Origin of the sequence: Bacillus sp. SIMBA_005 (genome assembly GCF_046535585.1) — a bacterium.
Lineage (GTDB): Bacteria > Bacillota > Bacilli > Bacillales > Bacillaceae > Bacillus > Bacillus pumilus.
This window is the reverse complement of the sequence record NZ_JAWRWI010001094.1, coordinates 1-239: the sequence shown is the minus strand read 5'-3', so window position 1 is coordinate 239 and position 239 is coordinate 1. Positions and strand designations below refer to the sequence as shown.

Here is a 239-nt window from a genome sequence, read left to right as displayed (position 1 = left end):
CGCGAGACGATTTCCCGATTCGCGAGGTGTTCACGCAGTTCAAGCACTACGCCGCGACGAGCGAGGGCGGTGTTGCCGTTCTGCTGCCCCAGGTGCGGCGCGCGGCCGAGCGGTACCGCGAGGTCATCGAAGGTGCCACACAGCCGGCGGGCGAGTTGGCCCGGGAGCAGCTGTTCACCTATCGAATGGCCGCATTGAACTCGGACATCGCGCGTCCCGTGGTGATCTGGCTCGACGAG

The 239-nt window shown here is 66.5% G+C and carries 1 protein-coding gene; it reads left to right on the top strand.

The features are described 5' to 3' along the window. Positions 1-239, top strand: a 239-nt coding sequence (locus tag SB660_RS23505; protein ID WP_410584989.1) for a hypothetical protein, incomplete at both ends; no start/stop codon positions are given.